This window comes from Flagellimonas lutimaris (assembly GCF_003581615.1).
In the GTDB taxonomy this organism is placed as follows: Bacteria; Bacteroidota; Bacteroidia; order Flavobacteriales; family Flavobacteriaceae; genus Flagellimonas; species Flagellimonas lutimaris.
The window spans coordinates 55,323-76,626 of record NZ_QXFH01000071.1 but is presented as its reverse complement, the minus strand read 5'-3'; the positions used below and the strand labels follow the sequence as shown (position 1 = coordinate 76,626).

Below are 21,304 nucleotides of genomic sequence, written 5' to 3'. Positions count from 1 at the left end.
ACTACTCCGCTATTAGTTTGTCCAAGAGAGACCTGGTTTTATCGGAATTCCAATTGGCAGCACCAGTTTTGTCCACCACAATATTACCTTGCTTATCAAGAATATAAGTAACTGGAATACTGCTGCTCTCCAGTTCTCGTGGCGTAGTGGAAGCTTGAAAATACACGGGTAAATTATATTCTTTTTTCTTTAGAAATGCCTCAACTTTTTGTTTTTCATCATTGGCCACAAAAGCAAAGGTCACCTTATCACCATAATCCTCATACAGTTCTAAAAAGCCAGGTAGTTCAGCCACACAAGGCGGACACCAAGTTGCCCAAACATTAATTACCACTACCTCACCTTTTTTGGATTGTAGATTAGTTTGCTTACCATCCAAATCAACAAGGTTCCAATTATAATCTTTCAAAGTGGTTTGTTCGTCCTTGTCAATAGTGCTAGGACTTAGCACAGTCACCACGATTTTATTTACCCATACACGTGGGTAAAAACCCAAGGGGGTAAATAATATAAGGACAATGGCCAAAATCCATATTCCATTGCTGATCTGTTCCTTCGTAATTTTCATTCTGCAATCAATTCATCCAATAGTTTATATACTTTTCCTGTGCTCCAATCAGAAATTCCTTCTTCATGAATCACAATGTTTCCCGATTTATCAATCAAATAAGAAGCAGGTACTTTGCTAGCATCAATAGGCATTTTATCACCTATGATCAAATACGTTACGGGAAATGTAAACTCATGCTCTGCAATAAAGGCTTCAACAGGCTCCCTCTCCTCATTAGTGATGATATAGAAATCCAGCTTGCCTTTATATTTGTCGTATAACTCTTGAATACTTGCAAGCTCGGCTTCTGAAGGCAATCGCCATGAGGCCCAAAGGTTGATCAGGATTACATTGCCCCTTGATTTTTCAAAGTTGAAAAAGTTCCATTCTTCATCCTTTAGTTTCCAATCGTAATCGTTGATTTTTTTCTGCTCGGTTTTTTCGATGATTCCAGGAGAAAATGCAAACACTCTGTTCAACCAAATTTTCCCGTAGTAACCAATTGGAGTCACAAAAAACGACAGGATAAAAAGAATCAGTACTACATTGAGAATGGTCTTTTTACTAATCTTCATTGAAAATTATTTATCAAAAATTAAAAACTCCTGACATCTTAAACAACATCAGGAGTTTTTTACAGATTATTTTAAATACTATTAAGCATTCTGTTTCTTAATCAAGTTCAAGGCCGAACCTTCGTTGAACCACTTGATTTGAGCATCATTGTACGAATGGTTTGTAATTATGGTATCCTTACTTCCATCGGCGTGCACCACTTCAAGTGTCAAAGGTTTGTCCGGAGCAAACTCTGCCGCATCAACAATGTTGAATGTATCGTCTTCCTGAATCAAATCGTAATCATCCTCATTGGCAAAAGTCAAAGCCAACATTCCTTGTTTCTTCAAGTTGGTTTCGTGAATTCTTGCAAAAGATTTTACAATAACAACGGCAACACCCAAGTGCCTTGGTTGCATAGCTGCATGTTCTCTTGATGACCCTTCTCCGTAGTTGTGGTCTCCCACAACAACAGTCATGATTCCTTTTTTCTTGTATTCACGTTGCGTATCCGGAACACCTCCGTACTCTCCTGTCAACTGGTTTTTTACGAAGTTGGTTTTTTGGTTGAAGGCATTTACCGCTCCAATCAAAGTATTGTTGGCAATGTTATCCAAATGACCTCTAAAACGCAACCATGGCCCTGCCATGGAAATGTGGTCAGTTGTACACTTACCAAAGGCTTTAATCAGCAATTTCATCCCTTGAAGGTCACTTGCCTTAATTGGAACAAAAGGCTCCAACAATTGCAGGCGCTCAGAGTCTGAAGCTACCTTAACCTCTACTCCACTTCCGTCTTCAAGTGGATCTTCGTATCCGTTTTCCTTTACTTCAAAACCTTTTGGCGGCAATTCCCATCCTGTTGGTTCATCCAACATTACTTCTTCGCCATCTTCGTTGATCAACGTATCTGTCAACGGGTTAAAATCCAAACGACCTGCAATCGCAATTGCTGCAGTCATTTCTGGTGAAGCCACAAATGCATGTGTATTCGGGTTACCATCGGCACGCTTTGCAAAGTTTCGGTTGAAAGAATGCACAATACTGTTCTTTGGAGCGTTCTTTGGGTCCTCATAACGGCCCCACTGACCAATACACGGTCCACAGGCATTGGTAAATATCTTGGCATCCAATTTTTCAAATATCTCAAGGATACCGTCACGCTCGGTAGTATATCTTACTTGTTCCGAACCTGGGTTGATACCAAATTCAGCTTTTGTTTTTAATTTTTTGTCCAAAGCTTGTTGTGCAATGGAAGACGCTCTCGACAAATCTTCATAAGAAGAGTTGGTACAAGAACCTATCAATCCCCACTCAACAGCCAAAGGCCAACCATTTTCGGTGGCTTTATCCGTCATTGTTCCTACTTCTGTAGCTAAATCAGGGGTAAATGGACCATTTAACAAAGGCTTCAATTCTGAAAGGTTAATTTCGATAACCTGATCAAAATATTGCTCTGGGTTAGCGTACACCTCTGGGTCAGCAGTCAAATGTTCTTTAACCTTGTTTGCCTCATCGGCAACATCTTCTCTATCCGTAGCCCTTAGGTAGCGCTCCATAGATTCGTCGTAACCGAAAGTTGAAGTTGTTGCTCCAATTTCAGCACCCATGTTACAAATGGTTCCTTTACCTGTACAAGACATAGATGTTGCACCTGGGCCAAAATATTCTACAATAGCGCCTGTTCCACCTTTTACGGTAAGAATTTCAGCTACTTTCAAGATAACATCCTTTGGGGCTGTCCAACCGGAAAGTTTACCTGTCAATTTTACACCGATCAATTTAGGAAATTTAAGCTCCCAAGCCATTCCGGCCATTACATCCACAGCATCTGCTCCTCCTACACCAATAGCGACCATTCCCAAACCACCAGCATTAACCGTGTGAGAATCGGTTCCAATCATCATACCTCCTGGAAACGCATAATTTTCCAATACTACTTGGTGAATAATACCAGCACCTGGTTTCCAAAACCCAATACCATATTTGTTAGATACAGATCCCAAGAAATCAAACACCTCTTTACTAGTTTCGTTGGCATGCTTTAAATCTGCGGCAGCACCATCTTTAGCTTGAATCAAGTGATCGCAGTGAACCGTTGTAGGCACTGCTACTTTATCTTTACCAGCTTGCATAAACTGAAGCAAGGCCATTTGTGCCGTTGCATCTTGACAAGCAATTCTATCTGGGGCAAAATCAACGTAATCCTTACCTCTTACAAAGGCTTTTTCAGGTTTACCGTCCCAAAGATGGGAGTATAAAATCTTTTCGGAAAGAGTCAGGGGCTTACCTACCAATTCACGGGCTTTTTCTACACGTTCCCCCATGGAAGCGTAAACACCCTTAATCATGTCTATATCAAATGCCATTGTACAATTGAGTTTTTTAAGATTTTCGTAATTCGGTAAATTTACTAAATCGAGTAGTAATTTGGAATTAGAATCGCACTAAATAAGTGTTGACTTTCTTATTTTTTACAACAATTCCGTGATAATTTTTTCCTCAGTGATACCTTCAGCTTCTGCTTTGTAGTTTTTTAGTATCCTGTGTCGAAGAATTCCCAAGGAAACTGCCTTAACATCCTCGATGTCCGGAGAGAATTTTCCATGGATGGCTGCATGTGCCTTGGCAGCTAATATCAAGTTCTGTGATGCTCTTGGTCCAGCCCCCCAATCAATGTAATTTTTTACGTAATCAGAAGCGCCTTCTTGATCTGGGCGTGTTCTGTTTACCAATCTTACCGCATAATCCACAACATTATCCGGTACAGGAATTCGCCTAACCAAATGCTGTACTTCTATAATCTCGTCTGCATTGAAAAGTGTATCTATCCGGACCTCATCATCGGTAGTAGTGGATTTTACTACTTGTATTTCTTCTTCAATTGAAGGGTATTTTAGTTCTATGGCGAACATAAAACGGTCCAGCTGTGCTTCCGGTAATGGATAGGTTCCTTCTTGTTCTATTGGGTTCTGGGTGGCCAGAACAAAGTAGGGCCGCTTTAACTTGTATTGTTTCCCAGCTATGGTTACAGCCCTTTCCTGCATGGCTTCCAGCAAAGCGGCTTGCGTTTTGGGCGGTGTCCTATTGATCTCATCCGCAAGAATAATGTTTCCGAAAACGGGTCCCTTTATAAATTTGAAGTTTCGGTTTTGGTCCAATACCTCGCTTCCTAAAATATCGCTGGGCATTAAATCCGGGGTAAATTGTATTCTTTTAAAGTCCAATCCCAATGTTTGCGCAATGGTATTGACCATTAAGGTCTTTGCCAAACCAGGAACCCCGATCAAGAGGGAATGTCCTCCTGTATAGATGGATAACAGTATTTGTTCAATCACCTCTTCTTGGCCTACAATGACCTTGGCAATCTCTTTTTTTAAGTCTTGGTGTTTTTTTACCAGCTTTTCTACCGCATCTACATCCGACATATATTTATTCCTTTACCCAATTGTTAGCAAAACCGCAATCTCGACTTTCAGCATCTACATGAATGTAAGTATCATCGATATGCTCTTCCATCCATTCCTTTATAGCTTTGAACTGCTTTTCCCTTAACGCTAGTTCCTGAATTTTCATGTAATCTTTTGCGAAATCTGCCTCATGCTCGTCATAACGATTGGAAATCTTCATGATCTTAAACTTGGGAGGACCTCCTCTTTGGTCATCTTCACGAATAGGCCTAGATATTTCGCCATCCTTTAAATCCCTTACTTGGTTATAAAGGGTTGGGTCCATTTTAGTAAGTTCAAAACGGGAATCAAAATTTATGGGGTTACGAAGTAATCCACCATCAAACTTGGTCTCTTTCTCATCTGAAAAATTCAAAGCCGCCTCGGCAAAAGTGTACTTTCCATCCAAAACCTGTTGACGGATAGTGTCCAGTTCATGGGTTGCTTTATCAATCGCACTTTGAGGAATCTTTGGAATCATAAGTATGTGCCGAAGGTCTAATTCCTGACCTCTTATCTTTTCAATGTAGATGATATGATATCCAAATGAAGTTTCAAAAGGCTCCGAAATCTCTCCCTCTTGAAGACTGAAGGCAACATCCTTAAATTCTTTTACAAATGGAGTCTCCTTTGTCATGCTATAGAATCCACCTTTGGATTTGGAACCTGGATCTTGAGAATACAAAATTGCCTTTACATTAAAGCTGGCATCGTTCTCCAACACATCTTGCCTAATCTCCTTTAATTGATTGATTACTTTCTGCTTTTCTTCTTCGGGAGCTTCAGGCAGCTTAACGATTTGGGCTATTTCCAATTCAGCACCAAAAACAGGCCTTTCATCTTCCGGGATTTTGTAGAAAAACTGGCGCACTTCTTCCGGTGTCACCTCAATTTCTTCAACAATCTTGCTCTGCATTTTTTCCGAGAGCATTCGCAATTTGTTGATTTCAAAAAGCTCTTCACGGAAACTTTCCATATCTGCCTTTTTGTAGTAACTCAACATCTTTTCAACACTTCCAATTTGTTGGGTAAGTTGCTGAATCTGTCTATCACTTTGGGCATTTACCATATCATCGGAGACCAACAAACTATCCTGCACAGCTTGGTGTGCATAAAGCCTATCTTCCATAAGTTTACCCAAGAGACTACAACGGGTAATATCTTCTGTTGATGCGCCTTGGTTTTTAAGGTCGATCAAGGTTTTATCAATATCCGACTCCAAGATCACATAATCCCCTACAACTGCGGCAATACCGTCCAATTTTACTTTTTTGGTCGAGCTTGTGGAATCTTTTACGCCCATTGCCTCATCGGTTTCCTGTGCTTGGACCATTCCCATCATTGCAATAAATACAACGAAAAGTCCTTTAATTTTCTTTATCATAAACCTCAAATTCGTTCTTCTTAATAGCTTCATCAATAATTTCGGTTTCCAGTTTCTTTACGTAATTCAATCTTCGCCGGTTCAAAATCAATTGCTTTATATCTGGCTCCACATAATCGAACGGAGCTGTTTCATTGACTTCCAATACATTGGTCACCAAGCCCAAATATACCTCTAAGGAATCTTGTAGCTCAAAAAATTGTGATTTTTTTAAGTGGGTTTCTTCATTTGACCGAGTTAATGGGGGAATTTCTTCAATTACCCGCGTGGCACTTACCCAAATGGAATCGTTAAAATGTATTTTTTTGAACTGAACCGCTATGGAATCCAAATATCTTTTATCGGAATCGTCCCATTTTTTTATTCTGTCCTCTACACCATCCCTGTCTAAAAATTGATTGGACATACCTACAAACCTAAGCTGGACCAATTTTTCATTCAGCTTGAAATTTTCCTTTTCACGTTCGTAGAATTCTTCTAGCTGACTTTTAGTGACGGCCGTGTCCTGGGATTGATTTACCAAAGCCTCAATATAGGCCCTAGTGTATAGGTCTGCACGATAGTCCGAAACCAAACGGTCAAACTCCGCCAACTTTTCATCGGGCAAATTTATTTTTGATTTGGACAATAATAACTGCTTGGATGCCCAATTATTGATGTAATTGGTCACAAAAATAGTACTGTCCTCATCCGTCATGTCATCACGGATAAAAGAGGCAACATCCTCTTTGTATAAAAAAGTATCGTCAACCCTTGCCAATGGTTCTTTCTCTTCGACCTTATTAAACATACCCTCGCATGAGTAAACTAACATTGCTGCCAAGGCACAAAGGAAGTACAGCGTATTTTTTTGGAGCTTAAGCATTTCGCAAAAATAACAATTACAAAATCCCCTACAAGAAGGTTCTAATTTCATTAACAGATTTTTTAGTAGAAATAGATGGCCAGAAATCGCTACTTTAGTACAAAACCAATCCAAACATGAAGTACACTACCGAAATTGTGGTTGATGTTCCGCGGGAGGAATTTATCAAAAAAATGGACGACCCCGAAAACATGAAGCATTGGCAACAGGGGCTTATTGGCTACGAACAATTGTCCACAAATCCTGGACAAGAAGGTGCACGCATGAGTCTTAGCTATAAAATGGGCAAACGAGAAATGAACTTAGTGGAGACCATTATAAAAAGGAACCTGCCAGATGAACTGTATATGACCTACGATACCAAAGGAGTCCATAACATCCAAAAGAACTATTTTAAGGAAGAAGGTGACAAAACCCGATGGGTTTCTGAAACTGAGTTCCAATTCTCTGGATTTGGAATGAAACTTATGGCATTTTTCATGCCGGGCGCTTTTAAAAAACAATCACTAAAATATATGCAAGATTATAAGGCATTCGCCGAGAAAGGTGAATCTGTGCTTAACTCATAAAACACAATGGAAAAACTTTTGGATAGAAAAATTAAAATTATTTGGGATTTTAGAGGCCCAGCTGCAGCACATACTGCCGAACACTACCTAAAGCACCTCAAGGAATTTGTAGAAGTAGAAGAATTAAAATATGACCTTGGTGGCGTAGAGCATTTTAGTCCCACCCATAGTATTGCTTATTTAGTAGTTGCCGAGTTTGAATTGGAAGAAGTACGAAGCATACTCAAGCCTCATCGGGGCCAAGTGTACAACAAGGAAATTTAAAAGTTTGCGCCTATGTTGGATAGGTTTGTAAGTTTAAGTTTATTGGTGTTGGTGACATCTTGCTCCAGCAACCCTCCAACCAACCCTTTGGTACAAGCGCTTTCATCACAGAACACCAAAATTAAAAATGTGATGGATGATCTTGAAGAGCATGAGGTGCAAATCCGATACACCCAAATTGACCGAAGAAACGACAGTATTATTTTCACTGATTTCGATTTTCAGGTCGATGAAAATAACTATTTCTACCCTGCCAGCACCGTAAAGTTTCCTGCAGCAGTAGCCGCTTTGGAAAAACTCAACGAAATTGATTCGTTCTCCATCAAAACCCGGTTTTTTGTGGAAGGAGATTCGGTACAAACCACATTTGCCAAGTCAATTTCAGAAATTTTTTCCGTTTCGGACAATGCCGCCAACAATCGGTTAATCGAATTTTTAGGGCAGGATGCCCTGAATCAAAGAATTCAAAAAAGAGGTGTTCCCCCCATTCGGATTGCCCATCGTTTATCCACTAACAATGCGGATGATGTGACCACAAAACCTCTTGTATTTTATCTTAATGATTCCACAACTTCATTAAGCAGCCCCATAATAAACTCGGCGATAAATCCCCTTGACTTAAATAGAATAAGAAAAGGGATCGGATTTATTGCCGATGAATCATACCAAGAAGGACCTTTTAATTTCAGTTTAAAGAATTATTATCCCATCAAGGCTCAAAGTGCTTTATTGAAACGTATTATTTTTCCAGAAGCATTTCCAAAGGAACAGCAGTTCAACCTGAGCGTCAATCAACGTAAGTATTTGTTGACCGCTATGCACACGCTACCTTCAAAACTTGGGTATGACGCAGAAGCGTTTTATGACAGTTATGTAAAGTTCTTCATGTTCGGGGATAGCACGGAACCAATGCCCAAGCACATTAAAATTTACAACAAGGTAGGTTATGCTTATGGCACACTTACAGATTGCGCTTATATTAAAGACACAAAAAACAATGTCGATTTTATGGTCACTGCAACCATACTGGTCAACAGCAACGGTATTTTTAACGACAACACCTACGAATACGACGAAGTGGGCATACCATTTTTAGCACAGTTAGGTAGAGAGCTTTATCAAATGGAATTGGCCCGAAAAAGATAATAGGACCAAAATAAAAAAGCACCGCAATGCGGTGCTTTTCAACATCAAAACAAACAACCTTTAATTAGTTGGGCATTACAACGTCCTCAATAATATGGATTACTCCGTTTGAGGCTACGACATCTGTTTTGGAGATTTTACTCCAATTTCCATTGGCATCTTTTAAATAAATGCCATCGTCCTTTTTCATAGCAGTTAATTTCCCACCGTTCAAAGTTGTAAGTTCTGCTTTTCCATTTCCTTTAGTCAATGCAGCAGCTACGTCGGAAGCCATTAACTTACCCGGCACCACGTGATAAGTTAGAATTGCAGATAACTTTTCCTTGTTTTCCGGTTGCAATAGGGCATTCAAAGTTTCAGAATCGATTTTGGCAAAACCGGAATTAACAGGAGCGAACACGGTAAAAGGTCCGTCCCCCTTTAGTGCGCCGACCAAATCGGCGGCTTTTAAGGCTGTTACCAATGTTGAGAAGTCATCTACAGAAGCAGCCACATCTACAATATCGTTTGATTTTTGAGCTGTGGTTTGTTGCGTGCCTATCAATATTGTAAAGGCAACTAAAGCAAAGATTAATTTTTTCATTTTTTCTGTTTTAAATTTTTAATGATTATTGTTTTAAAGCGCTTTCTACTATTATTTACACATGGTTTTACCTAATGGATGAAGACCGTGGATTTTTATCATATCTTTAACAATAACAATGAAGAACAGTTTTGAAGACCATGAGGTAATCACTCGTTTGATTTCAGGTAACGACACGGCCCTCTACCAGTTATATGATAAATATTCCGGAGCGCTTTACGGGGTAATTCTCCGTATGTGCAGAGATCGGACAAAGGCAGAAGACCTTCTTCAGGAAACTTTTGTGAAAATCTGGAACAGTATCGATACCTATGATGCTTCCAAAGGAAGGTTTTACACCTGGGCCTATCGGATAGCGCGCAACACCACGTTAAATTCGATGCGCACCAAGGACAAGCTCATCCAAACCGATGATTTGAGTGTATATGATAATAAGGAGACGAACGAAGAGGTACCGGACTATACGGAACTAAAAGGTTCCATAAAAACACTGGAACCCCATCACCAAAAAGCAATAACCCTGGTGTATTATAGAGGTTATACCCATAAACAGGCTCACAAGGCCATGGGCGTACCTCTGGGCACCTTTAAGTCTTATGTAAGACAGGCTTTAAAACAATTGAGGGAAACCTACACTAAGAAGTTGGTTTATATTTGGATCTTTTTAGAATTAATGGCATGATGGAAAAGAAAAAGATATTGGAAGAAGGACTTCTAGAGCTTTATCTGACCGGAGAGCTCTCAGAGGAACTAACGGATGCTGTTGAAGAAGCCCTTGAGCAAGACAAATCGCTCAAGGAGCATTTTGATGCGTTGGAAGCCGATTTTGAAAGAATGGGCATGGAACAGGCCATAGCCCCGTCAACTGCGGTAAAAATTAGGCTAAATAATACCATTGATCAAACAAAAACAACAAAAACGAACTGGTTGCCCTTATCGATTGCGGCAGGTTTTGCTTTGATTTTTGGCCTAAGCACCTTTTGGTTATACGTTAAGTGGCAAAATGCAGAAAGCAACTTAAGTACGCTTCAATCACAGACCAGTCAATTACAGCGTCAAGTGGGCAACCTAGAATCAGAGTTTAGACTCACTTCCAATCGTTTTAAAAGCATCAATAACGCTGATGTTCTTCCTTTGGTCCTCTACGGAAACCAAAAGGCACCCAATGGAAAAGCAGTAGCCTACGTTAACCATAAAAGTCAACTGGTACTTGTTAACCCCAAAGGACTGCCCTCATTGCCAAAGGATAAAACGTATCAAATGTGGAGTGATGTTAATGGTGAAATGATCAATATGGGAACTTTAAACACCGACAACGAGCTAGTGCCTCTAAAGTATATTGAAAATGCCGAATCGTTAAATATCACTATTGAACCAGCCGGTGGGAGCGACCACCCAACGGTGGAAGAATTAGTGTCCTACGTCATACTATAATCGACCAATTTCTGAATATTTGCAATCAAAAGTGGGACATTACTCCGATAATCAAATTCTTATCGGCAACATCCCACTTTCTGGACTAGAATCATTTAAAATCATGAAACTTTATCCAACCATTTCTTCTGGTTGCACGTTCCAGGTTCCATTTGCCAAGAGTACTTGGTCAAAATCAATTCCTTCAATAGGCTTTAATGTTTGACTTGCTGGGTCCCATTCTATTTTTCTTCCCAATTTCCAAGACAAACCTGCCATATGCGCAGATATAGCTTCATCAAAACCTTCTTTAATACCGCAACTTACATTTCCTCCATTTTTTATCACGCTCAACCACTCACGCATGTGGAGGAAGGTAGAATCTACACGAACCCCGTCAATATAGGTCCACATAAGCCCTTTGTCTGCAAAATATTGTGATGTAGCTGATGAAACGGCATCCGTAGCATTGGCCGCCGGATCATATTGATAGATAGGCACATTGGGCCTCATTTTTTCAGCTTCAAGCATATCGGCATATCGGGTGGATGCACCATCAGGCCATACGGTCAATCTATTACCCAGTTCCATGGTAGCATCGTGCCCCATTAAAATCGTAGGTCTGTTAAATCCGTTGCCCAAAGTAGCACTATAGCAGAAGGTCATACCTTTTTCTTTGCCTTTGGTTTGACTACTTCCTGTACTATAATCCGGAAATTCCATGTTCACTTGTATCACATCCGGAACGTTCCTTCCATCATTATGAGTGTAAATACCACCCGAAGCACTAACGGAAGTTGGAATACCCATATTGAGCACACAATTTAAACGATCATAATCGTGGGTCAACAAATCTCCAGAAAGTCCAGAGCCGTAGGCCCACCATTTACGCCATCTAAAAAAGTGATTTTTATTGAAAGGTACTTTTGGTGCTGATCCTAGAAATTGTTCCCAATCAATGGTCTCGGGACTGGCCTTTTCGTGGATATCGTAGTTCCAAGCTCCATTGTCATCATTCCTATTTGTATTTGTTTGAATCAAGGATACATGACCTAGCGTTCCTTTTTCAACAATATCACGGGCAGTGCTAAAACTCAATGTTTGTCTATGCTGGTGACCTACGGCAAAAACCGCATCTGATTTTTGAGCAGCCTCACGCAACGTATAAGTCTCACTAACGGTGTGAGTCATAGGCTTTTCTACATAAACGTGCACATTGTTATTCAAAGCTTCAATGGACATAGGTGCGTGCCAATGATCTGGCGTTGCAATTACCACGGCATCCACCTCACCACTTTGAATCATGTCCTTATAGGTCAAGTATCTTTTAATCTTATTATCATCGGTAGAAAACGAGTTGATGAACTTTTCTGCTCGCACATCGAACACATCGCATATACCTACTAGTTTTACATTGAGTCGTTCTTGTGCTTCAAAATCTTCCAACCTTTTATTGTTGGGGTCTTCTTCGGCCGCCAAACGCATTTCTTCTTTCCATTCATCGGTAGCAAAACCCAAGGCTCTTGTTAATTGTTCGCCTCGAATACCAAAACCAATTACACCAATTCGAACAGGGTCTCCTCCTATTCCAGGAACCGCAGGTGGCAATGAAGGTTTTATATTGAGTTGTTCCAATATTTCCGAGCGTTTGTTTCTTGACCCAACAGCAGTTGCGGCCCCAGCCCACCATACAGCTCCAAGTACGGGCAAGCCTCCCAATCCTATTAAAAGGTCTCTTCTAGTCCATTTCATTGTTCCTGAGTTTTAAGTTTGTTTTTTCTAAGGTAATCCAGGCCGAAGTACGCGCCAGTTGGTAATTGATAAATTACAATAATTGCCACAAGTTCAATTAGGTTCTTATTGACAAACCAATAGTTCCCTTCCACATTCATTTGTGTTAAACCAGGGAACGGTGGATGCGCCAGAAAATAAAGCGCCAATAGACCAACACCCACAATGGCTCCGATACGTTCAAAAATTCCCAACGTAAAGGTTACTCCTACAATCATAAGGGCTACAATGTTCAAAGTATCCACCCAGCCAATGGTTGCATCTCCTAAGAGCATCGTAAAAACCCCTTCAAATGGTCCTTGTGCGGTGGCCAAATACCCAAAGGATGTCCATTCGGGATTGTACATCTTTACCACACCTTCAAATAAAAAGTGCCACCCTATAAAAATTCGAAGCAGGGTAACACTTGCTTTCAGCTTATTTTGATTTTGGTTCATAGTTATTATAGTTAATTGTACATAATCTTTGCGTTATCTTCTTTTTCTGAGCTTGGAATCATGAATTGGGATACACCTGAATGAATGATACTTTTTTTGAAGTATTAAAAGTACCTATACCCATGTATAATTAACATGACCATTGTCAGTTTTAAAAAACAGAAAAAGATACAAAATAGATTTTAAGTGCTTAAAACACTTTAAGCCGTATCTATTTTAAGAAGAGTTAAAAGCAATGTAAAGACATACGGTCACCTATGTATGAATATTGGCAACTATGCTTTAAAAAAAAGTATTGTCTTTGGCGGAAATTTAGGCAGGCTCCCCGAACAAGTCATAATCCGAAGCATCCGTGATTTTAGTGTTCACAAAGTCCCCGATTTTAACGTAATGTTTAGTGGCATCAATAAGTACTTCGTTGTCCACATCAGGTGAATCGAATTCGGTACGGCCCACAAAGTGGTTTCCTTCTTTTCTATCGATAATGCAACGAAAAGTTTCCCCGATTTTCTTTTGATTCAATTCCCAAGAAATTTGGGATTGAATTTCCATGATAATATTGGCTCTTTCCTGTTTCACTTCTTCGGGAACATCGTCCTCCAAATTATAAGCGTGGGTATTCTCTTCGTGGCTGTAAGTGAAACAACCCAAACGCTCAAAGCGCATTTCCTGCACCCATTTTTTTAAGGTCTCAAAGTCTTCCTCTGTTTCTCCAGGATAACCAACAATCAATGTAGTTCTAATGGCCATTTCGGGTACGGCTTCCCTAAAATCCTTCAGTAATTTAGTTGTTTTGGCCTGAGTGGTACCGCGACGCATACTTTTAAGTATGGAATCCGAAATATGCTGAAGCGGAATATCAATATAATTACAAATCTTGGGCTCGCTGTGCATCACTTCCAAAACATCCATCGGGAAACCTGTTGGAAAAGCATAGTGCAAACGAATCCATTCAATTCCTTCAACTTTGGCCAAGGCTTTAAGTAATTCTGCCAAGTTTCTTTTCTTATACAGGTCAAGACCGTAATAGGTAAGGTCCTGAGCTATCAAAATGAGCTCTTTTACGCCGTTTGCTGCCAACTTTTCAGCCTCGGCCACCAAATCTTCAATGGGTGTGCTCTTATGCTTTCCACGCATCAAAGGAATTGCACAGAAAGAGCAAGGTCGATCACAACCTTCGGCAATTTTAAGATAAGCGTAGTTTTTGGGTGTAGTCGTCAAACGTTCACCTATCAACTCGTGTTTGTAATCGGCACCCAGTGCTTTCAACAAATTGGGAAGATCACTGGTACCGAAATACTCGTCCACATTGGGAATTTCTTTCTCCAAATCCGGTTTGTAACGTTCGCTCAAACAACCCGTAACAAAAACCTTGTCCACATCGCCTGCTTCTTTGCGTTGCACATAATCCAAAATAGTATTAACGCTTTCCTCTTTGGCATTGGCAATAAATCCGCAGGTATTGATCACTACAACATTGCCTTCCTCTTCATGAGCTACCTCTTTATTGTTGGCACGTAATTGTCCCATTAATACTTCGGAATCGTAGACATTTTTGCTACAACCCAAGGTTACTACATTGATTTTATTCTTTTTGAGTGATTTTGTGCGCATAGATCTTTTAAATGGAGTGCAAAAATACAATAACACAGGGCATTACATCGAATTGCCTGCATATTTTTAGCACTTCTTCGTTAAACCAATAGCCCCGATTGTAGTCAAAAGTCTAAATTCCAGCACCATGAAGCATTTCTACTTACTATTTCTTACAGGTTTGTTCCTTATTTTGGGTTGCGCTTCTGACGAAGTAGTAAGTGACCCTGCTCCTAACCCTGAAGAAAGCCAATTCTACTTTCCTCCTTCCAGAACAGCTGAATGGGAAACAGTGTCTCCCTCGGATTTATCTTGGAATACTGATGCAGAACAAGAACTTCAAGACCTATTGGTTGAAAAATCCACCAAGGCATTTATAATTTTAAAAGATGGAAAGATTGCAGTGGAATGGTATTTTGATGACCACGACCAAAACACGAGTTGGTATTGGGCATCCGCAGGAAAAACTTTGACCACATTCACCTTAGGTTTGGCCCAAGAAGAGGGTTTACTGAACATTGAAGGTTCCTCATCGGACTATTTGGGTGAAGGTTGGACCAGTTTAACCACGGAAAAAGAAAACTTGATCACCATTTGGCATCAACTAACAATGACCAGTGGCATGGATGATTCAGAATTTGATTGCGTTACGCCAGAATGCCTTACGTATTTGGCAGATGCGGGAACTCGCTGGGCCTATCACAATGGGCCCTACACCCTTTTACAAAGTGTTGTCTCCAATGCCTCGGATATGGGTTGGACCGATTATTTTAATTCTCGCTTAAGGGATAGAATTGGCATGAATGGATTTTGGTTTTCCACTTCGGGGACCAACAATGTCTATTTCAGCACAGCTCGTAGCATGGCTCGATTTGGCCTACTAAACTTGAACAATGGTGTTTGGGATGGAGAAACTATATTAGCTGATACAGATTATTTAAGTGCCATGAAGAATACTTCCCAAAGTTTAAACAAATCTTATGGGTATTTGTGGTGGTTGAACGGCAAAGAAAGTTATCGTGGACCGGGTCTACAAATTGAATTTGAAGGTATGTTAATTCCTAATGCGCCTAATGATTTGTATGCAGGGTTGGGCAAAAATGACCAAAAACTATACATCGTCCCCAGTGAAAACCTTGTGATTGTAAGGATGGGCGAAGATGCTGGTGAAAATTCGCTCGGCCTCTCCAGTTTTGATAATCAGCTTTGGGAAAAATTAAGTGCCTACATCGATTAGTTCTGATACCCTTCTGGAATTTTTCGAGCCTTGGTCAGCTCTTCAAATGCCTTTCCAATGCGAAGCAAGTGTGCTTCTGAAAATGGTTTTCCGATAAAGGTCAAGCTTTCGGGCTCGCCATCAGTTTTGTACCCCATCGGAATGGTCAGGGCCGGATATTCTGCCACAGCGGCGTAGCCTGCATGGTAATTATTGATACTCAACACGGCATCTAGCTGCTTGTCTTCCATTATTTTGAAGAAGGCTCTTCCTGATTCTTTTAAATCCTTTTTTATTTTTTCAAATTGTTCTGCGGTGGTCGAATCTGCCAAGATACCATCAAAACGAGCTTGTCCATAGGGTATCCTAACTAGAGAATCTTGCTTGTTGAAGATGACCACATCCTCCACTGATTCTACTTTCACAGCGTCCCTATCTTTCACCTCTGCGTTCAAATAAGCACGTAAATCCTGTTCCATATCCAAGTTCAACAAGGTGGTGAAACCTTCCAATGGAATATTCTCTGATTCAAATTCTATGATTTGCGCCCCTGCTTCTCGCAAAGCTTCCACATTGGCAGCATAAATGGAATCCCTTTCCATTAAGCTTGTCATTACCCCAAGACGGGTTTCTTTAAGAAGCTCAGGATGCATCCAAGCGGATAAAATTCCGGGTTCTGCACTTATCGATTTATAATCTGCCTCATCCTTGCCCAACATCGCATCCAAGAGAATAGCGTTGTCCGTCACACTTTTGGTCATCGGACCAGGGGTATCCAAGGTACTGGAAATAGGTACGATTCCAGTTCGGCTCAATAAACCAATGGTTGGTTTTAATCCTACCACTGAACTCTGGCTCGATGGGGAAAGTATACTCCCTGAAGTTTCGGTTCCCACGGCACCAACTGCATAATTGGCCGCTGTGGATGTTCCACTACCTGCACTGGAACCTCCTGTATCAAAGACTCTCCTACCGTAAGGATTCAAAGTTTGTCCACCTACGGCACTTTGTCCATTGGGACATACACCACATATAAAATTGGCCCACTCGCTAAGGTTTGCCTTCCCCAATATCAATGCTCCTTTTGACTTCAAACGTTTTACGATAAAAGCATCATCAGTCTGGTTTTCCTTTAGAGCGATGGCACCAGCCGTAGTCTTCATTTCGGCTGTTCCGATATTATCTTTCAATAAAATAGGCATACCATAAATAAGGTGGTGGGTCCCTTTGCTTTCATCCAGCTGTCGTGATTCTTCCAGCACATTGGGATTCAGTGCAATTATGGTATTGAGGGTTGTATTGTTAGGCAATTCATATTTATAGATTCTGTGCAAATAGAACAACACCAAATCTTCGTAGGTAAACGCTCCTGAATCTATATGGTTTTGAATGGTTGGAATATCCTGCTCCAAAACCAAAGGTTTCATTTTTTCGTATTGCTCTTCAGTAAATTTGGACACTTCATCGTACAAGGGTAAAAACACCTCGTTCTTATCCAAGACCTTGCTCTGGATAAACTTATAGCGCATCCGTGGACTTTTGTTATCCACACTAGCAGCTACTTCCGATGAATCATTGTAAGGTGTCCATAGGACAATATCTTCCTTTGGTTCCGAGTTTTTTTGTTTACATGAAATGAATCCTATCAGTAGAAAAGAACAAAAAAGGTATTTGTACATAGTAGCTTATATTTTGAAAAATGAGTCGACAAATTCATATTTATTGAACACCTGAAGATCTTCAATACCCTCGCCAACTCCGATATATTTTACGGGAATCTGGAATTGATCGGAAATACCTATAACAACTCCTCCTTTTGCGGTTCCGTCCAATTTGGTCACAGCCAGACTGGTTACCTCGGTCGCCTTAGTAAATTGCTTCGCTTGTTCAAAAGCGTTTTGTCCCGTAGAACCATCCAACACTAAAAGGACCTCATGTGGGGCATCTGGAACAACCTTTTGCATTACTCGCTTTATCTTGGAAAGTTCGTTCATCAAATTGACCTTATTGTGCAAACGTCCAGCGGTATCCACCAAAACCACATCGGCATTTTCCGCCACAGCAGAGTTTAGGGTATCAAACGCTACAGAAGCAGGGTCACTTCCCATTTTTTGTTTTATGATGGGTACATCAACTCGCTTGGCCCAAACTTCCAATTGGTCAATGGCTGCTGCTCGAAACGTATCGGCTGCTCCTAAAACCACCTTCATTCCCTTGTTTTTAAACTTATGGGCCAGTTTACCGATCGTAGTTGTTTTACCTACACCGTTTACGCCCACCACCATAATCACATAAGGCTTTTTATCCTTTGGGATGGTAATTTCACTGTCCTCCCCTGCTTGGGTTTCAGAAAGTAGTCCGGCTATTTCTTCACGCAAAATGGTATTGAGTTCATCGGTTCCCATGTATTTATCACGAGAAACACGCTCTTCAATGCGATCAATAATTTTTAGAGTGGTATTCACACCTACATCTGAAGTAACCAGGATTTCCTCGAGACTATCCAGCACCTCATCATCCACTTTGGATTTACCTGCTACAGCTTTCCCCAACTTACCGAAAAAACTGGTCTTGGATTTTTCGAGCCCCTTGTCCAAGGTCTCCTTTTTGTCCTTTGAAAATATATTTTTGAATAAGCTCATCCTATGTTCTTTGAGAATAGTCAAAGATAGGAAAGTAAGGGGAGTTATGTTAAGTCAAAATGCACCCAAAATACAAGTATCGCATAAACATAATCTTATTTTATAAAAAAGTACAAACCTCAATTCCTCAAGGTTTTGCCGATGTAATGCATACCTACACAACAAATATTAGAGTGCCTTGGGACACTTGTTTACTTTTATCTTGGTTTAGTTCTCTCAAAATTCTATGAAAAATCCAATCAAAAGGATAGTAATATTGTTGTTGGCATTGTTTTCCATAACAATTACAGCACAAGATACATTTTCGGATACCTTTAGCTCGGTATCATACGCAAACAATGATGGAACCCAAAATTGGTCCTCCAATTGGCAAGAGTTCAATGATAACAACAATCCTGCAAATGGTTATATAAGGGTAACCAACAATGAGTTAAGGTTTGCATATATATGGTCTGAAAATATTAGAAGATCGGCAGATTTAAGTTCCTATTCTACAGCTTCCTTGTCTTTTGATTGGCGAACATCCAGTCTTGAATCAGGAGAGACATTAGTAATACAGATTTCCTCCGATGGTTCATCATTTACCACTCTGGATACTTTTTCGGGTACCCAAAGTGGAACTTTTGACCAAGATATCACCGCCTACATATCTAGTAATACCACCATTCGTTTTAGAAAAGGAGGAAATGACTGGTCCGGCAACAACGATCGCGCATATATTGATAATGTTACCATTTCAACAACATCCGTTCCTCAAACCGATTCAGATGGAGATGGAATAATCGATGTAGTTGACCTCGATGATGACAATGACGGAATCACTGATGAAGAAGAATATTGTTCTTCAATTAATGCTTCTTTCCTCACCTCATCGGATGTGGGAGAAAGATCTGTTGTTATCAACCATACGGACACTGGATATTTGAGACTTGATTTTTCATCTATGGACAATTCTTTTCAATTGGATATTAATGGATCTACAATTCACCCTTCTGTTTTGGAGTTTGAAAACGGGGCATTGGATGCTGGTGATGAATATTTTGTGTTCCAATCGGATGGAAGTTTTATAAGTCAACCTTGGGTAGCCAATTCCAATGGTGTACCCAGAATACGATTGGTTGTTAATGAATATGGCCAAATAAGTCTCTATGGTAGCCGAACTACCTCTTCCACTACATTGGAGCTTATGGAAGCCCAAGGGGGAACTCCCTTTAACACCATTCCCTGGATACCCGGGAACAATAATACTTTTACGCTCACTAACCAGGCTGGTCCAGGTCCTGAGGGTTTTACTGGAGAATTGTTCGCAAGTGCTATTTGCGATACGGATGGAGATGGAATCAGTAATGAGTTTGACCTAGATTCTGACAACGATGGAATTTATGATATTGTCGAATCCGGTGTATTGAACGAAAGTGGCGTTACGGACAGCAATAACGATGGTAGAATTGATGGAGCCACTTCGAGCTCAGGCTCAAACGGACTGTTCAATGCAATCGAAGATGTTGATACGGAGTATGCAATTCCTTCCTATTCCATTTTGGATTCTGATGCCGATGGAAGTTATGATGCTTATGTGCTAGATGCCGATGGTGACGGATGCAACGATGTACGTGAAGCAGGATTTACCGATACTAACGATGATGGTTATTTGGGACCTAATCCTGTTACCATTGATGCCGAGGGAATAGTGACAAGCGGTTCCGATGGTTATACAACCCCGGCCGACAACGATTCCAATACTACCTATGACTACAGAGAAGCAGGTTCAGCACCAAACATTACATCCCAGCCAGTAAATACAACTACATGTCCTGGGTGCACAACAACTATATCTGCTACTGTAACTGCGGACAATTATCAATGGCAGTATTATAATGGCGGCTCTTGGCTCAACCTTTCAGATTCTGGGGTGTACTCAGGAACAACCACCAACATATTGACCATCAATCCAACACCAAGCGAAAACAATGTTCAATATCGGTTATTGACCGGCAATGATGAATTTATTTGTGGCACAACAACCTCTAATACCGCCACGCTTTCCCTTAGGGTTAATTCGGTGGTCACCAACAGGAGAATTACATACAGAGTCAATAAGAATTGAAAGGAATAATTTACTCCATAAAAAAAGCCGCTAAATAGCGGCCTTAATATTTTATGTAAGGATTGTTTTCCTTATTTCTTGTTCAACCAGTCATTAACCATTTCTGGTGCCATTACAGACTCCACAAAAGTGTATGCTCCAGTTTTTGGAGATTTAACCATTTTAATGGCCTTTGTCAATCTTTTGGACGATGACTGAAGTGTTGCTACTGTTTTCTTTGCCATGGCTTATATTTTTCTGCCTTTTACTTTGTAAAAAGCGATTACTTAATTTCTTTATGAACTGTCATACGCTTAAGAATAGGATTGTACTTTTTGATTTCCATCCTATCTGGCGTGTTCTTTTTGTTCTTTGTGGTAATATATCTAGAAGTACCTGGCTTACCAGATTCTTTGTGTTCTGTACACTCTAAAATTACCTGAACCCTATTTCCTTTCTTTGCCATTGTATTGTACTTAAAATGCTTTTACAACTTACTTTTTGGAATTGATTTCCTTCAAGACAGCAGAGATTCCTTTTTTGTTGATGATTTTCAACCCACGGGCAGATACGTTCAAGGTTACCCAACGATCTTCCTCTGGAATATAAAACCTCTTCTTGGAGATATTCGCATCGAACCTCCTTTTAGTCTTATTGATAGAAAAGGAAACGTTGTTTCCAAACATCACCTTTTTTCCTGTTACTTCACAAACTTTAGACATCTCCCTAACTATTTGAGTGATTTTATTGAGGCTGCAAAT

General features: G+C 40.3%; 22 protein-coding genes. 7 read left to right on the top strand and 15 right to left on the bottom strand.

Going from position 1 to position 21,304, the window contains the following annotated elements; genetic code table 11:
- Position 1: 1 nt before the first annotated feature.
- From D2V08_RS09410 to D2V08_RS09385, 6 genes are all read right to left on the bottom strand, one after another.
- Positions 2-568 (bottom strand): TlpA family protein disulfide reductase, encoded by a 567-nt coding sequence (locus D2V08_RS09410; protein ID WP_119607837.1) that lies wholly within the window; start codon positions 566-568, stop codon positions 2-4.
- The gene (locus D2V08_RS09405; RefSeq protein ID WP_119607836.1) at positions 565-1,125 is read right to left on the bottom strand and encodes a TlpA family protein disulfide reductase; all 561 of its coding nucleotides are present in this window, start codon (positions 1,123-1,125) and stop codon (positions 565-567) included. The genes D2V08_RS09410 and D2V08_RS09405 overlap by 4 nt, the downstream gene beginning before the upstream one ends.
- An 81-nt stretch (positions 1,126-1,206) precedes the next feature.
- Positions 1,207-3,474, bottom strand: a complete 2,268-nt coding sequence (locus D2V08_RS09400) for an aconitate hydratase (RefSeq protein WP_119607835.1) — start codon at positions 3,472-3,474, stop codon at positions 1,207-1,209.
- Between the two features lie 105 nt (positions 3,475-3,579).
- Positions 3,580-4,533 (bottom strand): AAA family ATPase, encoded by a 954-nt coding sequence (locus D2V08_RS09395; protein ID WP_119607834.1) that lies wholly within the window; start codon positions 4,531-4,533, stop codon positions 3,580-3,582.
- Between the two features lie 4 nt (positions 4,534-4,537).
- Positions 4,538-5,938 carry a peptidylprolyl isomerase gene (locus D2V08_RS09390; RefSeq protein ID WP_119607833.1) on the bottom strand — a complete coding sequence of 467 codons (1,401 nt, stop codon included), beginning with the start codon at positions 5,936-5,938 and terminating at the stop codon, positions 4,538-4,540.
- Entirely contained in the window at positions 5,922-6,728 is an 807-nt protein-coding gene (locus tag D2V08_RS09385; protein WP_245980554.1) for a peptidyl-prolyl cis-trans isomerase, read from the bottom strand. Before D2V08_RS09385 ends, D2V08_RS09390 begins: the two co-directional genes overlap by 17 nt.
- Positions 6,729-6,919: 191 nt before the next feature.
- On the opposite strand from D2V08_RS09385, the gene D2V08_RS09380 reads away from it, so the two are divergent.
- From D2V08_RS09380 to D2V08_RS09370, 3 genes are read left to right on the top strand one after another with little or no spacing between them, the layout of a single operon-like run.
- Positions 6,920-7,372 carry an SRPBCC family protein gene (locus tag D2V08_RS09380; RefSeq protein WP_119607831.1) on the top strand — a complete coding sequence of 151 codons (453 nt, stop codon included), beginning with the start codon at positions 6,920-6,922 and terminating at the stop codon, positions 7,370-7,372.
- Between the two features lie 6 nt (positions 7,373-7,378).
- On the top strand, positions 7,379-7,636 hold the full coding sequence (locus tag D2V08_RS09375) for a hypothetical protein (protein WP_119607830.1): 258 nt from the start codon (positions 7,379-7,381) through the stop codon (positions 7,634-7,636).
- Positions 7,637-7,648: 12 nt separating this feature from the next.
- Positions 7,649-8,782 (top strand): serine hydrolase, encoded by a 1,134-nt coding sequence (locus tag D2V08_RS09370; protein ID WP_119607829.1) that lies wholly within the window; start codon positions 7,649-7,651, stop codon positions 8,780-8,782.
- Between the two features lie 64 nt (positions 8,783-8,846).
- Here the strand turns inward: D2V08_RS09370 and D2V08_RS09365 are convergent, their stop codons facing one another.
- Positions 8,847-9,365: a fasciclin domain-containing protein gene (locus D2V08_RS09365; RefSeq protein WP_119607828.1), complete on the bottom strand. Its 519-nt coding sequence runs from the start codon at positions 9,363-9,365 to the stop codon at positions 8,847-8,849.
- Positions 9,366-9,483: 118 nt separating this feature from the next.
- On the opposite strand from D2V08_RS09365, the gene D2V08_RS09360 reads away from it, so the two are divergent.
- Together D2V08_RS09360 and D2V08_RS09355 are read left to right on the top strand one after the other, a co-directional pair.
- Entirely contained in the window at positions 9,484-10,047 is a 564-nt protein-coding gene (locus tag D2V08_RS09360) for an RNA polymerase sigma factor (RefSeq protein WP_119607827.1), read from the top strand.
- A complete protein-coding gene (locus D2V08_RS09355; protein WP_119607826.1) occupies positions 10,044-10,799 on the top strand; it encodes an anti-sigma factor domain-containing protein in 756 nt (251 codons plus the stop codon). The genes D2V08_RS09360 and D2V08_RS09355 overlap by 4 nt, the downstream gene beginning before the upstream one ends.
- 111 nt (positions 10,800-10,910) lie before the next feature.
- On the opposite strand, the gene D2V08_RS09350 is transcribed toward D2V08_RS09355, so the two are convergent.
- The 3 genes from D2V08_RS09350 to rimO all read right to left on the bottom strand — a co-directional run bounded on the left by D2V08_RS09350 (position 10,911) and on the right by rimO (position 14,620).
- Entirely contained in the window at positions 10,911-12,530 is a 1,620-nt protein-coding gene (locus D2V08_RS09350; RefSeq protein WP_119607825.1) for a Gfo/Idh/MocA family protein, read from the bottom strand.
- Positions 12,527-13,006 carry a DoxX subfamily gene (locus tag D2V08_RS09345; RefSeq protein WP_119607824.1) on the bottom strand — a complete coding sequence of 160 codons (480 nt, stop codon included), beginning with the start codon at positions 13,004-13,006 and terminating at the stop codon, positions 12,527-12,529. The genes D2V08_RS09350 and D2V08_RS09345 overlap by 4 nt, the downstream gene beginning before the upstream one ends.
- A gap of 312 nt (positions 13,007-13,318) precedes the next feature.
- Entirely contained in the window at positions 13,319-14,620 is a 1,302-nt protein-coding gene (gene rimO / locus D2V08_RS09340; RefSeq protein ID WP_119607823.1) for a 30S ribosomal protein S12 methylthiotransferase RimO, read from the bottom strand.
- A 127-nt stretch (positions 14,621-14,747) separates the two neighbouring features.
- Here rimO and D2V08_RS09335 point away from each other — a divergent pair, with 127 nt between their 5' ends.
- Positions 14,748-15,836 carry a serine hydrolase domain-containing protein gene (locus tag D2V08_RS09335; protein ID WP_119607822.1) on the top strand — a complete coding sequence of 363 codons (1,089 nt, stop codon included), beginning with the start codon at positions 14,748-14,750 and terminating at the stop codon, positions 15,834-15,836.
- Here D2V08_RS09335 and D2V08_RS09330 read toward each other — a convergent pair.
- On the bottom strand, positions 15,833-17,494 hold the full coding sequence (locus D2V08_RS09330) for an amidase family protein (protein WP_119607821.1): 1,662 nt from the start codon (positions 17,492-17,494) through the stop codon (positions 15,833-15,835). The two genes, D2V08_RS09335 and D2V08_RS09330, sit on opposite strands and share 4 nt — an antisense overlap.
- 6 nt (positions 17,495-17,500) lie before the next feature.
- Entirely contained in the window at positions 17,501-18,457 is a 957-nt protein-coding gene (gene ftsY, locus D2V08_RS09325; protein ID WP_119607820.1) for a signal recognition particle-docking protein FtsY, read from the bottom strand.
- Between the two features lie 226 nt (positions 18,458-18,683).
- Here ftsY and D2V08_RS09320 point away from each other — a divergent pair, with 226 nt between their 5' ends.
- On the top strand, positions 18,684-20,564 hold the full coding sequence (locus tag D2V08_RS09320; protein ID WP_119607819.1) for a hypothetical protein: 1,881 nt from the start codon (positions 18,684-18,686) through the stop codon (positions 20,562-20,564).
- A gap of 71 nt (positions 20,565-20,635) precedes the next feature.
- Here the strand turns inward: D2V08_RS09320 and D2V08_RS09315 are convergent, their stop codons facing one another.
- Genes D2V08_RS09315 through rpmB form a run of 3 tightly spaced genes read right to left on the bottom strand, consistent with a single transcriptional unit; the run spans position 20,636 to position 21,265 of the window.
- On the bottom strand, positions 20,636-20,788 hold the full coding sequence (locus tag D2V08_RS09315) for a DUF4295 domain-containing protein (protein ID WP_090299557.1): 153 nt from the start codon (positions 20,786-20,788) through the stop codon (positions 20,636-20,638).
- Positions 20,789-20,826: 38 nt separating this feature from the next.
- Entirely contained in the window at positions 20,827-21,009 is a 183-nt protein-coding gene (gene rpmG / locus D2V08_RS09310) for a 50S ribosomal protein L33 (protein WP_119607818.1), read from the bottom strand.
- Between the two features lie 28 nt (positions 21,010-21,037).
- Positions 21,038-21,265, bottom strand: coding sequence for a 50S ribosomal protein L28 (rpmB, locus tag D2V08_RS09305; protein ID WP_100817573.1), 228 nt, complete (start codon positions 21,263-21,265; stop codon positions 21,038-21,040).
- Positions 21,266-21,304 lie beyond the last annotated feature (39 nt).

Excerpts from the sequence above, each read along its gene's own strand:
- D2V08_RS09410 (WP_119607837.1), bottom strand. The coding sequence starts at position 568 with ATGAAAATTACGAAGGAACAGATCAGCAATGGAATATGGATTTTGGCC.
- D2V08_RS09405 (WP_119607836.1), bottom strand. The coding sequence starts at position 1,125 with ATGAAGATTAGTAAAAAGACCATTCTCAATGTAGTACTGATTCTTTTT.
- D2V08_RS09400 (WP_119607835.1), bottom strand. The coding sequence starts at position 3,474 with ATGGCATTTGATATAGACATGATTAAGGGTGTTTACGCTTCCATGGGG.
- D2V08_RS09395 (WP_119607834.1), bottom strand. The coding sequence starts at position 4,533 with ATGTCGGATGTAGATGCGGTAGAAAAGCTGGTAAAAAAACACCAAGAC.
- D2V08_RS09390 (WP_119607833.1), bottom strand. The coding sequence starts at position 5,938 with ATGATAAAGAAAATTAAAGGACTTTTCGTTGTATTTATTGCAATGATG.
- D2V08_RS09385 (WP_245980554.1), bottom strand. The coding sequence starts at position 6,728 with ATGTTTAATAAGGTCGAAGAGAAAGAACCATTGGCAAGGGTTGACGAT.
- D2V08_RS09380 (WP_119607831.1), top strand. The coding sequence starts at position 6,920 with ATGAAGTACACTACCGAAATTGTGGTTGATGTTCCGCGGGAGGAATTT.
- D2V08_RS09375 (WP_119607830.1), top strand. The coding sequence starts at position 7,379 with ATGGAAAAACTTTTGGATAGAAAAATTAAAATTATTTGGGATTTTAGA.
- D2V08_RS09370 (WP_119607829.1), top strand. The coding sequence starts at position 7,649 with ATGTTGGATAGGTTTGTAAGTTTAAGTTTATTGGTGTTGGTGACATCT.
- D2V08_RS09365 (WP_119607828.1), bottom strand. The coding sequence starts at position 9,365 with ATGAAAAAATTAATCTTTGCTTTAGTTGCCTTTACAATATTGATAGGC.
- D2V08_RS09360 (WP_119607827.1), top strand. The coding sequence starts at position 9,484 with ATGAAGAACAGTTTTGAAGACCATGAGGTAATCACTCGTTTGATTTCA.
- D2V08_RS09355 (WP_119607826.1), top strand. The coding sequence starts at position 10,044 with ATGATGGAAAAGAAAAAGATATTGGAAGAAGGACTTCTAGAGCTTTAT.
- D2V08_RS09350 (WP_119607825.1), bottom strand. The coding sequence starts at position 12,530 with ATGAAATGGACTAGAAGAGACCTTTTAATAGGATTGGGAGGCTTGCCC.
- D2V08_RS09345 (WP_119607824.1), bottom strand. The coding sequence starts at position 13,006 with ATGAACCAAAATCAAAATAAGCTGAAAGCAAGTGTTACCCTGCTTCGA.
- rimO (WP_119607823.1), bottom strand. The coding sequence starts at position 14,620 with ATGCGCACAAAATCACTCAAAAAGAATAAAATCAATGTAGTAACCTTG.
- D2V08_RS09335 (WP_119607822.1), top strand. The coding sequence starts at position 14,748 with ATGAAGCATTTCTACTTACTATTTCTTACAGGTTTGTTCCTTATTTTG.
- D2V08_RS09330 (WP_119607821.1), bottom strand. The coding sequence starts at position 17,494 with ATGTACAAATACCTTTTTTGTTCTTTTCTACTGATAGGATTCATTTCA.
- ftsY (WP_119607820.1), bottom strand. The coding sequence starts at position 18,457 with ATGAGCTTATTCAAAAATATATTTTCAAAGGACAAAAAGGAGACCTTG.
- D2V08_RS09320 (WP_119607819.1), top strand. The coding sequence starts at position 18,684 with ATGAAAAATCCAATCAAAAGGATAGTAATATTGTTGTTGGCATTGTTT.
- D2V08_RS09315 (WP_090299557.1), bottom strand. The coding sequence starts at position 20,788 with ATGGCAAAGAAAACAGTAGCAACACTTCAGTCATCGTCCAAAAGATTG.
- rpmG (WP_119607818.1), bottom strand. The coding sequence starts at position 21,009 with ATGGCAAAGAAAGGAAATAGGGTTCAGGTAATTTTAGAGTGTACAGAA.
- rpmB (WP_100817573.1), bottom strand. The coding sequence starts at position 21,265 with ATGTCTAAAGTTTGTGAAGTAACAGGAAAAAAGGTGATGTTTGGAAAC.